The organism is Sphingomonas sp. Ant H11, from assembly GCF_000797515.1.
Classification (GTDB): Bacteria; Pseudomonadota; Alphaproteobacteria; order Sphingomonadales; family Sphingomonadaceae; genus Sphingomonas.
Map to the genome: position 1 here is coordinate 1 of NZ_JSBN01000086.1, position 13,182 is coordinate 13,182.

At 64.5% G+C, this 13,182-nt stretch carries 9 protein-coding genes and 2 pseudogenes; 4 read left to right on the forward strand and 7 right to left on the reverse strand.

What is annotated here, in order from left to right; translation table 11 throughout:
• On the forward strand, positions 1-934 hold a 934-nt coding region (locus NW75_RS15645), incomplete at its 5' end, for a MutS-related protein (RefSeq protein ID WP_033966114.1).
• Between the two features lies 1 nt (position 935).
• On the opposite strand, the gene NW75_RS15650 is transcribed toward NW75_RS15645, so the two are convergent.
• The 3 genes from NW75_RS15650 to NW75_RS15660 all read right to left on the reverse strand — a co-directional run bounded on the left by NW75_RS15650 (position 936) and on the right by NW75_RS15660 (position 2,947).
• Positions 936-1,745, reverse strand: coding sequence for a hypothetical protein (locus NW75_RS15650; protein ID WP_156143051.1), 810 nt, complete (start codon positions 1,743-1,745; stop codon positions 936-938).
• Positions 1,730-2,107 carry a hypothetical protein gene (locus tag NW75_RS15655; RefSeq protein ID WP_197057849.1) on the reverse strand — a complete coding sequence of 126 codons (378 nt, stop codon included), beginning with the start codon at positions 2,105-2,107 and terminating at the stop codon, positions 1,730-1,732. Before NW75_RS15655 ends, NW75_RS15650 begins: the two co-directional genes overlap by 16 nt.
• Before the next feature lie 153 nt (positions 2,108-2,260).
• Positions 2,261-2,947: a GNAT family N-acetyltransferase gene (locus NW75_RS15660; RefSeq protein ID WP_033966117.1), complete on the reverse strand. Its 687-nt coding sequence runs from the start codon at positions 2,945-2,947 to the stop codon at positions 2,261-2,263.
• A 169-nt stretch (positions 2,948-3,116) separates the two neighbouring features.
• On the opposite strand from NW75_RS15660, the gene NW75_RS15665 reads away from it, so the two are divergent.
• Positions 3,117-5,861, forward strand: a complete 2,745-nt coding sequence (locus NW75_RS15665) for a [protein-PII] uridylyltransferase (RefSeq protein WP_033966122.1) — start codon at positions 3,117-3,119, stop codon at positions 5,859-5,861.
• An 86-nt stretch (positions 5,862-5,947) separates the two neighbouring features.
• On the opposite strand, the gene NW75_RS15670 is transcribed toward NW75_RS15665, so the two are convergent.
• Entirely contained in the window at positions 5,948-7,795 is a 1,848-nt protein-coding gene (locus NW75_RS15670) for a methyl-accepting chemotaxis protein (protein WP_033966118.1), read from the reverse strand.
• 259 nt (positions 7,796-8,054) lie between these two features.
• On the opposite strand from NW75_RS15670, the pseudogene NW75_RS15675 reads away from it, so the two are divergent.
• A pseudogene (locus NW75_RS15675) lies at positions 8,055-8,437 on the forward strand (VOC family protein).
• A 31-nt stretch (positions 8,438-8,468) separates the two neighbouring features.
• Here the strand turns inward: NW75_RS15675 and infC are convergent.
• The 3 genes from infC to NW75_RS15690 all read right to left on the reverse strand — a co-directional run bounded on the left by infC (position 8,469) and on the right by NW75_RS15690 (position 12,603).
• Positions 8,469-8,972, reverse strand: a complete 504-nt coding sequence (gene infC, locus NW75_RS15680; RefSeq protein ID WP_231565245.1) for a translation initiation factor IF-3 — start codon at positions 8,970-8,972, stop codon at positions 8,469-8,471.
• 151 nt (positions 8,973-9,123) lie between these two features.
• The gene (gene thrS, locus NW75_RS15685) at positions 9,124-11,202 is read right to left on the reverse strand and encodes a threonine--tRNA ligase (protein ID WP_231565246.1); all 2,079 of its coding nucleotides are present in this window, start codon (positions 11,200-11,202) and stop codon (positions 9,124-9,126) included.
• Between the two features lie 159 nt (positions 11,203-11,361).
• Positions 11,362-12,603, reverse strand: a complete 1,242-nt coding sequence (locus NW75_RS15690) for a methyl-accepting chemotaxis protein (RefSeq protein ID WP_033966120.1) — start codon at positions 12,601-12,603, stop codon at positions 11,362-11,364.
• A 309-nt stretch (positions 12,604-12,912) separates the two neighbouring features.
• Between NW75_RS15690 and NW75_RS15695 the strand changes: the two are divergent.
• Positions 12,913-13,182, forward strand: a pseudogene (locus tag NW75_RS15695) (hypothetical protein); the annotation flags it as partial.

Genomic DNA, 13,182 nt, shown 5'->3' on the forward strand with positions numbered 1-13,182 from the left:
CGCCGCCAGCCATGCCGAGCGCGCGGCGGAAGGCGGCTGGGCGCGGCCCGAGCTTGCCGACCATGCCTGTTTCGACATTGTCGGCGGGCGGCACCCGGTGGTCGAGGATGCGCTGGCCAAGCGGGGCGAACGCTTCGTCGCCAATGACTGTCGCCTGTCGGAAGATTCGCGGCTGTGGCTCGTCACCGGGCCCAATATGGGCGGTAAATCGACCTTCCTGCGCCAGAACGCCGCCATTGCCGTGCTGGCGCAAGCGGGCAGCTACGTTCCCGCGACATCGGCGACGCTAGGGCTAGTCGACCGGCTATTCAGCCGGGTCGGGGCCTCCGACAATCTCGCGCGCGGGCGTTCGACCTTCATGGTCGAGATGGTCGAGACCGCCGCGATCCTGGCACAAGCGACCCCGCGCAGCTTCGTCATCCTCGACGAGGTCGGGCGCGGCACCTCGACCTATGACGGGCTCGCCATTGCCTGGGCGGTGGTCGAGGCGATCCATGACGACAATCGCTGCCGCTGCCTGTTCGCCACCCATTATCACGAACTGACGCGGCTCGCCGAACGCTGCGACGCGCTCACCCTCCACCATGTCCGCGCGCGCGAATGGAAGGGCGAGCTGGTGTTGCTGCACGAAGTGTCCGAAGGCCCGGCCGATCGCAGCTATGGATTGGCGGTCGCGCGATTGGCGGGCTTGCCGCCTGCCACCATCGCCCGCGCCAAGGCGGTGCTGGCAAAGCTGGAGGCAGGCCGCGCCAAGACCGGGGGACTGGCGGCGGGCCTGGACGATCTGCCGCTCTTCGCCGCCGCGATGGAGGTGGAGGAAGAGCAAGCCGACGCGATCCGCGCCGAGGTGGAGGCGCTCGACGTCGACGCGCTCACCCCGCGCGAGGCGCTGGAAACGCTCTACCGGCTGAAGGCGCTGGCGCGGCAGGGATAGGTCAGCGCAGCAGCAACGCCGTGATCGCACCGCCCGGCACGGTCGGTATCAGGATCATCAACATCGCCAGCACCGCCAATGGCCGCCACCACTGCGCCAACGCGCGGATGCCGGGCGTTGCAGCCAGCGCGATGCCGGGCCACAGCACGGCATAATAACGCGACTGCGCGATCGACTGGTCGCCGATGCGCTGGAACGCGCTCCATCCGAACCAGAAGTGGATCACCAGCGTCACCCCAAACGCGGCGAGAAAAGGCCAGCCGATCGCACCGATACGCCGGTCTGCTCGACTCCCCAGCGCCGCCAGCGCAACCGGTGCCAGCGCCAGTATCGCGGAAAAGACGACGGGCAGCTGAAATTCCGCAGCCGGCCATTTGTCGGCGAGCGTGGCAAAGAAGAACACCGCATAATCCTGGATGTAGATTTGCGGCCGGTCGGCCAACGGAACGCCATACAGCGCCTCGTTGACGTAAAGCAGATGGCCGGTGCGCGCATAATTGGCCAGGTATGGCAGCGCTCCAACGCCCCCCCCCAGCGCGATCGGCCAGAGGTCCGCGAAGCGCCACGCGCGCCGCCCGCGCATCAGCGGCCATCCGCGCGCAATGATCACTGCCGTGCCGAGCGAGACGAGCGCGGTCAGCTTCGTCCACCCGGCCAATGCCAGCCCGATGCCGAGCAGCCACGCGCCGCCACCCGCCCCGGTCAGGCCGACAAAGACGATCACGGCGGCGATATTCGCCAGATTGTCGTTGTTGACGATCCCGCCGATCAACGGTGCCTTTGGGAAACAGGCGATCAGTATGACGAACACCGTCCGGTCGCCCCCCCGGCCCCCAGATAGCGTACACCCGCCCAGAGACCGATCGCCAGCGCCACTAGCGCCAGCACGACATTGGCAAGCCGCAAGGCATACACATCGGACGTAACGCGCAGCATCTGCCCGATCATCATGTAATATAGCGGCGGGTGGTTGATGTAATTGCTGGCCGTCGTCCACCGCGCCAAATCGTCGCGGCTGACCATGCGATAGGTGCTGGCATCGGCAAACGGCGCTGGATGTTCATATTGCGCCCGCACGACCGACACATGCGGGAGTTCGTCGAAGGTGGACGGATAGGGCATCCGCAGCGCGACCATTGTCGTCAAAGCGGCAAATACCACCAGGACGACCATCGCGCAGCTCCGCCAGCCGGGCTGTGGGCGTTTCATCCAGGTCGGCGGCATCTGCATCGCCGCCTTCTGGCATGACTTGGTTTACCGGCCCGTTACCGTGGCGGCGACAGTCGCGAAGGCCGCGCGCCCTCTCGGCAAGCGGCCGAAAACGCCCTATGCCCGCGCGATCACCGTATAGGTCATCTCCCGCCGCGTCTCGAAACCGAGCGCGCGGTACAGCGCCACTGCCGGGTTGTCGGCATAGCTGTGCAGAAACACGCCCTCCCCACCCGCGATCAGCGGCGCAATCACCGCTTCCATCAACGCGCGGGCGAAACCCTGCCCGCGAAAATCGGGATGCGTGCACACCGCGCTGACCTCGCTGAAACCCGGCACCTTCATCCGCTCGCCAGCCATCGCGACCAGCCGCCCGGCGCGGCGCACGCCGATATAGCCGCCTTGCAGATGCGTCGCCGCGAAGAACGGTCCCGGCGCGGTCAGCGTTGCGAGCGCCAGCATCTCGGGCGCGTCCTCGTCGCCCAAGCGCACGATGTCCACGGCGCGCGCCGCGCGGTGGAGCCGCCTCGCCACCATCTGGTCGAGCCGCCGCTCCGACACGATCGTCGTCCCCGACGGCAGCACCGCCGGGCCGACACCGATCAGGCCAAGCGTGCCCCCTTCCGTTATGAGCGCCGCCAATGCCGCCAGCGCCTCAGGTGATCCGTCGGCAGCCTCCCCGAACAGATTGACGTCAGGACGGAAGCGCACAGCGCGGGTATCGCCTGTCGCCAGCGCACTTTGGCGGCCGGTGAGACTGTGCCAGATTGGTCGATCGAGCGGCGTGAACGGCATATTGGTCATCGGCCCCTTACACACTGGAAGCGACGTTTGGCGCATCCCGTGAATTGCCATCAAACCCCGCGGCTACGCGACACTGTGCATCATCGCGCAGTTGCACGACAAGGCGTACCGCGAGGCCCCGCGCGCATCGCGCGTGGACGCGGATCGCCCGACCCCCTATCTGGAACGCATGCCGCCGCGCTTTGAAACCCTCCCGCAACGCCGTTCGATCATCGATCGGCGCACCGTCGCCGATGCGCTTGCCGCGCTCGAGGGGGATCGCAACACTTTGCGGAACGCAGCAACCGCCTTGCTCAAGCAAGCGCTCGACGCAGGGCGTGCCGAGATCGGGCGGCGGTTGATCGAGCATCCTTCGCGCGGGTTGGAGGCAGCGGCGGGCCAGGCCTTCCTGATCGACCAGTTGCTCCGCTTGCTATACGATTTCACCGTCCAGCGCCTGTATCCGATGAGCAATCCGACCGCGGCCGAGCGTATCACGATCATCGCGGTCGGCGGCTATGGGCGCGGCGAAATGGCCCCCTATTCCGACGTTGATGTCGGCTTCCTGACTCCCGGCAAACAACCGCCCTGGGCCGAGCAAGTAATCGAGACAATGCTCTATGCGCTGTGGGATCTCGGCCTGAAAGTCGGCCATAGCAGCCGCTCGCTCGACGAGATGGTGCGCCAGGCCAAAAGCGACGTGACGATCCGCACCGCCTTGCTCGAGGCACGCTACGTGTGGGGCGATCAGGCGCTATATGACGAGGCCGCGCGCCGCTTCAAGGTCGAGGTGCAGGCCGACACCGCACGCCAGTTCATCGCCGACAAGCTCGCCGAGCGCGACGTGCGGCACCACAAGATGGGCGACACGCGCTATGTCGTCGAACCCAACGTAAAAGAAGCGAAGGGCGGCCTGCGCGATCTGCACACGCTCTTCTGGATCGGCAAATACGCCTATAATGTCACCGAGCCCGCCGAGCTGGTCGAGGCCGGGCTGCTCAGCCGCGCCGAATATCGCCAGTTCCACCGTGCCGAGAATTTCCTGTGGGCCGTGCGCTGCCACCTGCACGCCATTTCCGGTCGGGCCGAGGATCGGCTGACCTTCGACCTGCAGCGCGAGATCGCCGAGCGGATGCGCTTTGCCGACCGGCCCGGCAAATCCAAGGTCGAGCGTTTCATGCAATATTACTTCCTGCAGGCGCGCACGGCAGGCGACCTGACCGGCGTGTTTCTGGCGCATCTCGACGAGAAGTTCGCCGCGCGCGGACGGCGGTTCGGCTTGTCGGTGCTGCGGCGATCCCCGCGCAAGCTGAACGGCTTCACCGTCATTCGTGGTCGACTGGCGATCCCCAATGACGGTTTTCTCGCCGAAAAGCCGGTGCGGCTGATCGAATTGTTCGCGCTGGCCGACAAACACGGTCTGGAAATCCACCCGCTGGCCATGCGCGCCGCCGCACGCGACGCGAAACTTGCCGATGATATCCGCCAGGACCCGACCGCCAACGCGCTCTTCCTCGACGTGCTGACCTCGCCGCGCGACCCCGAAACGGTGCTGCGCTGGATGAACGAGGCGGGGGTGTTCGGTCGCTTCGTGCCCGATTTCGGCCGCGTCGTGGCGCAAATGCAGTTCGACATGTACCATCACTACACCGTCGACGAACACACCATCCGCGCGATTGGCCTGCTCAGCCGGATCGAACATGGCGAGCTGGAGACCGACCATCCGCTGTGTACGGTGTTGCTGAAACAGATCGTCTCGCGCCGCGCGCTCTATGTCGCGGTGTTGCTGCATGACATCGCCAAGGGGCGCGGCGGCGACCATTCGGTGCTGGGTGCCGAGGTCGCGCACCGGCTCTGCCCGCGCCTGGGACTGAGCCCGGCCGAGACCGAAACCGTCGCCTGGCTGGTGCGCTATCACCTGCTGATGTCGGCGACCGCGTTCAAACGCGACCTGTCGGACTTCAAGACCATCCTCGATTTCGCAGAAGCCGTGCAAAGCCCCGAGCGTTTGCGGCTGTTGCTGCTGCTGACGGTCGTCGACATTCGCGCGGTCGGCCCCGGTGTGTGGAACGGGTGGAAGCGGCAATTGCTGTCCGACCTGTACGAATCGGCCGAAGAAGTGCTGCGGCTGGGCCACAAGCAAAAGGGGCGCGGCGAGCGGATCGCCGCCAAGCAGGAGGCGCTGCAGGCGCTGCTGGGCTGGGATGCGGCGCAGTTTGACCATCTCGTGCGCCGCTTGCCCGAACCTTATTGGGTGGCCGAGCCCGAGGACGTAATCGCCCGCAATGCCGGGCTGATCGCCGAAGCGGGCTCGGCGCAGCTCTCGATCAGCGCGCAGGTCTATCCCGAGCGCGGCGCGACGCTCGTCACCGTCTACGCCGCCGATCACCCGGGGCTGTTCTACCGCATCGCCGGCGCGATCAGCGTGGCTGGCGGCAATATCATCGATGCGCGCATCCACACCACACGCGACGGCATGGCGCTCGACAACTTCCTGGTGCAGGATCCGTTCGGTCGCCCGTTCGACGAGACGGCACAGCTTTCCCGGCTGAAACAGGCAATCGAGGACGCACTCGCCAATCGCGGCAAGATGATCGACCGGCTGATGGCAAAGCCGCCATCGCGTCCGCGTGCCGAGGCGTTTGCAATCGCTCCGAACGTGCTGATCGACAACAAGGCGTCGAACCGCTTCACCGTGATCGAGATCAACGCGCGCGACCGGCCCGCCTTATTGCATCAGCTGGCGCACGCGCTGTTCCAGTCGAAGGTGACGATCCATTCGGCGCATGTCGCAACCTATGGCGAACGCGCGGTCGACACGTTCTACCTGACCGACCTGACCGGCGAAAAGATCTCAGCAGCGAGCCGATTGAAGACGATCGAGCGGCGCCTGCTGGGTGCCGCGGCAGGAGAGCGGATCACCGACGCGGCGTAAACCCGGCCGTGAAGGCGGGTTGCCCCCGCCACGACGGGATCGCTGCGCCCCACGCGTCTTGCGATCCGCGTCGCGACTGTCACCCGTCACAGCGGCGCGTGCGTCTGAAATCCGCCCGATGGCATCCCCTTCGACCGCCGCTCGGGATTTCCACCCGAATAGCCCCGATGGTCGCGGACCTTGGCGATCACCCGCTGCCCTTCGTCATTGCCGGTCTTGAACCGGCTGGCGTTGCGATTGAGGCCGTCGACTTCGCTCGCCAGGTTGCGTGCGGCGGCGGACGTTTGCTCCACCATCGCGGCATTTTGCTGCGTCGCACGGTCGACCTCGTTCACGGCCCCGACAATCTCCTTGATGGTGGTGGCTTGCGTGCGGTTCTCGGCGGCCATGCGGGACACCAGCGACAACACTTGCTCCACGCTGCCGGAAATATTGGAAAGCGCCCCATCGACATCCTGCACCGCACCAACGGCGGTGCCGATATCCTCCTGGGTCGCGGTCAACTGCCCGCGCGCGCGTTTCGCCTCCTCTTCGGACCGCATTGCCAGCGCCGAGACAAGGTCGGCGACGACGGCAAACCCGCGTCCGGCGTCCCCGGCGCGCCCCGCCTCGACTGCGGCATTCATCGCCAGAACGCGCGTCTGGAAGGCGATCTTGTCGAGGCCTTCGATGACACTGTCGATCCCTTTCGCGCCATCGAGCACGCGGCTCATCGCCGACACGGCATGTTCGGCGGTGTTGCGACCGGCGACCACATTCGACACCGCCTGCTCGGTCTGATCGACCGTCTGGCCCGCCGATCGCGCCGTCTGCACCAGCACGCCCTCCATTTGCGACAGCGAAGCAGAGGCCTTTTCGAGACTGGCGGCATTGCCCTCGGAGCGCCGGGCCAGGTCATCTGCCGCCAACGCGATCTCGTTGGAGCCGGTGCGAATGCCGTGACACGCATCGGTGACCGATGCCATCAGCTCGCGCAAGTCGCCAACCGCACCGTTATAATTTTGTTTAAGTTCCTGATAATTATTCGGAAACTCTTCGTGAATCTGCGCGGTCAGATCTCCATCCGACATCGCCTTCAAGTGGCGCGAAAGCGTATCGACCACAGCATGCTGCGCGATATCCTCCGCCGCCTTGGCGTGGTCGGCGGCAGCCTTGGCCACCGCCACGTCGCGGAAGGTGCCGAGTGCACGTGCCATGTCGCCCAATTCGTCGGACCGGGCGAGGCCGGGAATGTCCGACGCGGTGTCCCCCGCCTGAAGTGCCCCCATGCGCGCGGTCAGCGCATTCAGCGGTTGCGTGATCGAGCGAGCGAGCAACCATCCAAGGCCCGCCATCGCCAGAATCCCGAGCAGTGCGAGACCAACCAGCAAGGACGCTTCGCCCCAAATCGCCGCCCAGGCGTCGGTCTGATAGGCACCGGTGCCGATCACCCAGCCCCACGACGCGAACTTCTTCACGAACGAAATTTTGGGTTGCGGTGCCTCGGAGCCTGGCTTGGGCCAGCGATAGGCGACAAAGTCCCCGTCCGGATTGCGCTCGGCCGCCTTGACGAACTCCACGAACGGAAAACGCCCATCCGGGTCGGTGGTCTGGCGAAGGTCCTTGCCCTCCAGTTCCGGCTTGACCGGATGCATGATCATCCGGGGTAACAGATCGTTGACCCAGAAATACTCTTTGCCGCTGTAGCGCATCCTGCGAAGGGTGGAGAGCGCACCGGCCTGCGCCTGTTCACGGGTTAGGCGACCATCGGCCTCCTGCGCCTGATACTGCTCGACCACGCCATATGCGGTTTCCAGGGTTGCGCGGGTTTGCATCGCCTCGTCGTGCAGCATGACACCGCCCAACCGCAGCAATGCAACGCCAAGACCAAGCGTCATCGCACAGAGCGCCGCCAATGTAAGAAGGTGAAGTCGACGGCCGATATTCAAACGCATCTCATAATCCTCGGTACCCTGAGTGCATTATAGACGGGAGCCGAAGAGGGCGCGGAAGCGCGACAACATTGATTTCGAAAGTCGATTTGCCGAATGCAGCGGCGTTCCCGGTGAGCGGATATGCTGCGCGAAACATGCCTTTTATAGGGGATCGGCTGGCTGCATTCCTGCTTTCGCGAGGCGTATTCCGTGATATCGTGCCCGTCGCCCCGCTGCCGTCGGCGAAGCTCGGGGCAAAGGACATCACAAGGAGGATTGCATGCCCGTACTCGGCATTGGCGGCCTATTCTTGCGCAGTAAGGATCCCGATGCGCTGTCCGCCTGGTATCGCGATCATCTCGGAGTCGGTGCGGGTTGCGTTTCGGTCGAGGGAGCGACGGCGGACCCGTGGTCCTGGCTGGCACAGGGCGGGCCCGTTATATTCGCGCCATTCGCCGCCGATTCCGATTATTTTCCGGCAGACCGACAGTTCATGCTCAACCTGCGTGTGGCGGATCTGGACGCTTGATCGCCAATCTGACCAGCGCGGGAATCGACGTTCTGACCAAGCCCGAATGGGACGACCCGGCGACCGGACGCTTTGCCCGAGTCCACGATCCGGAGGGACGCCCAATCGAGCTGTGGGAAGCACCCGCAGACTGACGCGGGGCGGGCAGGGTGCCCGCCCGACCTATTATTTCGGCGCGAGCACCATCAGCATCTGGCGGCCTTCCATGCGCGGATAGGCTTCGACCTTGGCGGTTTCCGCCACGTCGGCCTGGACGCGCTGCAGCAGGATCATGCCGAGCTGGCCGTGGCTCAATTCACGACCGCGGAAGCGCAGCGTGATCTTGACCTTGTCGCCTTCGTCGATGAACTCGAGCACCTTCTTCATCTTGGTGTCGTAATCATGGTCATCGATGTTGGGACGCATCTTGATCTCTTTGATCTCCTGCGTCTTTTGCGACTTGCGTGCGAGGTTCGCTTTCTTCTGCGCCTCGTACTTGAACTTGCCGACATCGAGGAACTTGGCGACGGGCGGATCAGCGTTGGGCGACACCTCGACCAGGTCCAAACCGACCTCGCGCGCCTGCTCCATCGCCTCGCGCGTGTACATCACGCCAAGATTTTCGCCGTCCTGATCGATCACGCGGACCTTGGACGACACAATGAATTCGTTGAAGCGAGGGCCGTTCATTGGCGGCGCCTGCCGGGTCATGGGAGGACGGATAGGTGTAGCTCCTGTCGTTGTTGATGGACTGATATAGGGGATTTTCGGGCAAAACGAAAGGTGGACTCGTTCGATCCTCATACCACCCCGGCGAAGGCCGGGGCCCAGCCGGACAGGCTCATGCTGAAAGCGCTCCGCTCCCTTGCAAAAACCTTCGCAACTGGGCCCCGGCCTTCGCCGGGGTGGTCGTCATTTTACAGGTCCGGGGCTTGGCCGCCTCGGTCAGCATCGCGATCGCCTCGTCCAGCGTCAGGAATTGCTGCCGGTCGCTGCCCAATTGCCGCAAGGCGACCTTGCCCTCTTCGGCCTCGCGCTTGCCGACGACGAGCAGGTTCGGGACCTTCGCCAGCGAGTGCTCGCGCACCTTATAGTTGATCTTCTCGTTGCGCAGATCGGTCTCGACCCGGATCCCCGCCGCCGCCAGTTTCGCGGCCACTTCGGTGGCATAGCCATCCGCATCGGACACGATCGTCGCGACCACCGCTTGCACCGGTGCCAGCCACAGCGGGAAGCGCCCGGCATGGTGCTCGATCAGGATGCCGATGAAGCGCTCGAACGTGCCCAGAATCGCGCGGTGCAGCATCACCGGGCGGTGGCGCTCGCCATCCGCGCCGACATAGCTGGCGTCGAGTCGTTCGGGCAGCACGCGGTCCGACTGGATCGTGCCGACTTGCCACGTCCGCCCGATCGCATCGGTCAGGTGGAATTCGAGCTTGGGCGCATAGAACGCCCCCTCGCCCGGCAGTTCCTCGAAATTGGCCTTGATCGTCTCGCTGAGGTTGGAGCCGAGCACCGCCTGGCGCAATTCGTCCTCGGCCTTGTCCCACATCTCGTCCGAGCCGAAGCGCTTTTCGGGGCGCAGCGCGAGTTTCACCGCGTAGTCCGAGAAGCCGAGATGCTGGTACACACTGTCGAGCAGTTCGCAGAATTGCTGTACCTCGGCGACCAATTGATCCTCGCGCACGAAGATATGCGCGTCGTCCTGCGTGAATTGGCGCACGCGCATGATGCCGTGCAGCGCGCCATGCGGCTCGTTGCGGTGGCAGCAGCCGAATTCGGCCATGCGCATCGGCAGGTCGCGGTAGCTCTTGATGCCCTGGCGGAAAATCAACACGTGCGCCGGGCAGTTCATCGGCTTCAGCGCCATCAGATCGGCTGTGCCGCTGAAGATCGCCGCGTCATCCTCGGTATTCGGGATTTCGTCGGGCACGACGAACATGTTCTCGCGATATTTGCCCCAATGGCCGGACTGCTCCCACTGGCGCGCGTCCATCAATTGCGGGGTCTTCACCTCGACATAGCCCGCTGCGTCGAGCCGGCGGCGCATATAGGCCTCCAACTGACGCCACAGCATATAGCCCTTGGGGTGCCAGAACACGCTGCCTTGCGCTTCGGACTGGAGATGGAACAGGTCCATTTCCTGGCCGATCTTGCGATGGTCGCGCTTGGCGGCTTCCTCCAGCATCGTCAGATGCGCATCGAGCTGCTTCTTGTTCAGCCAGCCGGTGCCGTAAATGCGGCTGAGCATCGCGTTCTTCTGGTCGCCGCGCCAATAAGCGCCCGACACACGCGTCAGCTTGAACGCCTGCGGATCAAGCTTGCCGGTCGAGGCCAGATGCGGCCCGCGGCACATGTCGAGCCACGCGTCGTCACCCTTGCCGGCCTTGTAGACCGTCAGTTCCTCGCCCTCGGGCAGTTCGGCGGCCCATTCGGCCTTGAAGCTCTCGCCCTGCGCGGTCCAGCGCGCGATCAGATCGGCACGGCTCCACACTTCGCGGATCAGCGGCTCGTCCTTGCCGATGATGCGGCGCATCTCGGCTTCGATCGCGGGCAGATCCTCGTCGGTGAACGGACGATCCTTCGGCGCGAAGTCGTAATAAAAGCCGTCGTCGGTCGAGGGACCGAAGGTGATCTGCGTCCCCGGAAACAGGTTCTGCACCGCTTCGGCCAGCACATGCGCAAAATCGTGGCGGGCGAGTTCGAGCGCATCGGCCTCGTCCTTCGCGGTCACCAGCGCCAGCGCGCTGTCGCCCTCAAACGGGCGCATGATGTCGCGCAATTCGCCATCGACGCGCGCGGCGATCGCCGCTTTCGCCAGGCCCGGCCCGATCGCTGCGGCCACATCTGCGGGGGTAGTCCCCGGGGCTACCTCACGGACGGAACCGTCGGGCAGCGAGATGCGGAACAGGGCGGACATCGGGATGGGATCTTTCTTGGCTTATAGGAGCCCCGGCGCTTAAGCCGGGCTGGTCGATATAAGCAAGCGCGGGCGATCCGTCACCCTCCGCCAATTACCGCCGCCTGCAGGCCGGAGGGTCGCACCGCCCGGCCCGCGTGGGTACGTGCATGCGTGCGCTCAGCAATGACCGCCGACCCTCGTTTCCAACAGCGCCGTCGGCGGGGGCATCCGTCGGCCCTGCTCAACCTGGAAGCGATCGGCCTGGGCGGACAACTGCCCCACTTCGCCGGTCAGATTGCGGGCGGCAGCCGAGGTTTCCTCGACCATCGCGGCATTTTCCTGCGTCGACCGGTCGATCGCGTGGACGGCCAGGCTTACTTCGGTGATCGCGCCGGCCTGTGCTTCATTATCCTTGGCGATCTGCTTGGCCAGAACGGTGACACGGTCCCCCGAGGTGAGGATGACGCCGAATGCCTCGTCCACCTGCTGTACCGCATCGACCGCAGCGCCGATGTCGACCCGCGTGACGCCCAGTTGGTCGCGCGCGCGCTTGGCCTCTTCCTCGGCGCGCATCGCCAGCGCAGAGACCAGATCGGCCACCACCGCAAAGCCGCGACCGGCATCGCCCGCGCGCCCGGCCTCGACCGCCGCGTTCATGGCGAGAACGCGTGTCTGGAACGCGATCTTGTCGAGCCCGCCAATCACGTCATCAATGCCCTTGGCGCTGTCGAGCACGCGCGTCATCGCCTGCACAGCGGCATCGGTGCGCCCGCGCCCTTCGAGCACCGCCGCATTGGCTTGCTCCGAGGTTTCGACCGATTGCGACGCGGCAAGGGCGGTCGCCTTGAGCCGCGTATCGACCTGCTGGATCGCGGCGGTGGTCTGCTCCAGGCTTGCCGCCGTGCTTTCGGTGCGGCGCGCGATGTCATTTGCTGCCTGGGCGATTTCGTTCGAGCCGCCCTGAATGTTGCTGGCGCTGGATTTGACCGAAGCAAGCAAGGTCCGCAAATTTCCAAGCGCCTCGTTGTAACTATTCTTCATCGGCCCATAAGCCGCCGGGAAATTTTCCGTAATATCTGCGGTGAGGTCGCCATTAGAAAGCCGCCCCAGCTTGTCGACCATCGTCCTGGTGACCGTCGCATTGAGTTCCGAATTCCGCTCCAGTTCTTCGTTCATGACGACCTGCTTCTGGGCGTTATCGCGAAACGCGAACATCGCCTTGGTCATGCGTCCGACGCAATCGGTGAATTCGGTGAATTCGATCGGCGACTGGAGATCGCCGGAGGCGAGCCCCTCCATCCGCACGACCGTCGCGACATAGGGGCCGGCGATCGCCTCGCGGAAAAAGTGCGCCATCCCGAGGCCGACCGTGGTGGCAATCACGCCGACCAGTAACGCGCCCTTGGGATTCACCCACATTGCGCAGGTGGTTACGGCCAATAAAGCAACGAAAAACCCGAAGGCTACAAGGAGTTTCAACCGGACGGGCGCTGAGGCTTTAAACCAATACACGTAGGATCTCCTGAAATCATGCTTTAGAACTAGAGAGATCGTCTGCGCAAAAGTTGCGAGGACGCCCACCCGGTTATTGTAGGGGAATTATCGGGAAGCGTTGCGCGCACACGAAAATCTTGCCTCCCTCCGCCATTGCCGATTGTCGACGCGACCCATTATGGTGCGCGCCGAAACCCACAGAGATTGCTCGCCTGTCAGCCAAGGAATAGGATGATGCTAACCGGATTGCTGGTGTACACGATCATCGTGATGCAGTTTTTCCCCGAAACGGCGGTCGCACGGTGGTTGGATCGCACGGTGGCGATCACACGCGATGTGTTTGGCAGGATCGAGCGTCGACACCTCATCTTTTTGATGCTGACGGCCGTCATCCTCATCGCCGGTGCGGAGTTGCTGGCGATCGCCGGGCCGTTCGACATGGCGCTGGTCGTGCTGTGGGACGTGTCGACCTATATCGACATTGTTCTGACGACCGCGATCACC

What these genes read in the sequence shown, in the direction of transcription:
- NW75_RS15655 (WP_197057849.1), bottom strand. Translation starts at nt 2,107, where the DNA reads ATGGTCGTCCTGGTGGTATTTGCCGCTTTGACGACAATGGTCGCGCTG.
- NW75_RS15660 (WP_033966117.1), bottom strand. Translation starts at nt 2,947, where the DNA reads ATGACCAATATGCCGTTCACGCCGCTCGATCGACCAATCTGGCACAGT.
- NW75_RS15665 (WP_033966122.1), top strand. Translation starts at nt 3,117, where the DNA reads ATGCCGCCGCGCTTTGAAACCCTCCCGCAACGCCGTTCGATCATCGAT.
- NW75_RS15670 (WP_033966118.1), bottom strand. Translation starts at nt 7,795, where the DNA reads ATGCGTTTGAATATCGGCCGTCGACTTCACCTTCTTACATTGGCGGCG.
- infC (WP_231565245.1), bottom strand. Translation starts at nt 8,972, where the DNA reads ATGAACGGCCCTCGCTTCAACGAATTCATTGTGTCGTCCAAGGTCCGC.
- thrS (WP_231565246.1), bottom strand. Translation starts at nt 11,202, where the DNA reads ATGTCCGCCCTGTTCCGCATCTCGCTGCCCGACGGTTCCGTCCGTGAG.
- NW75_RS15690 (WP_033966120.1), bottom strand. Translation starts at nt 12,603, where the DNA reads ATGTGGGTGAATCCCAAGGGCGCGTTACTGGTCGGCGTGATTGCCACC.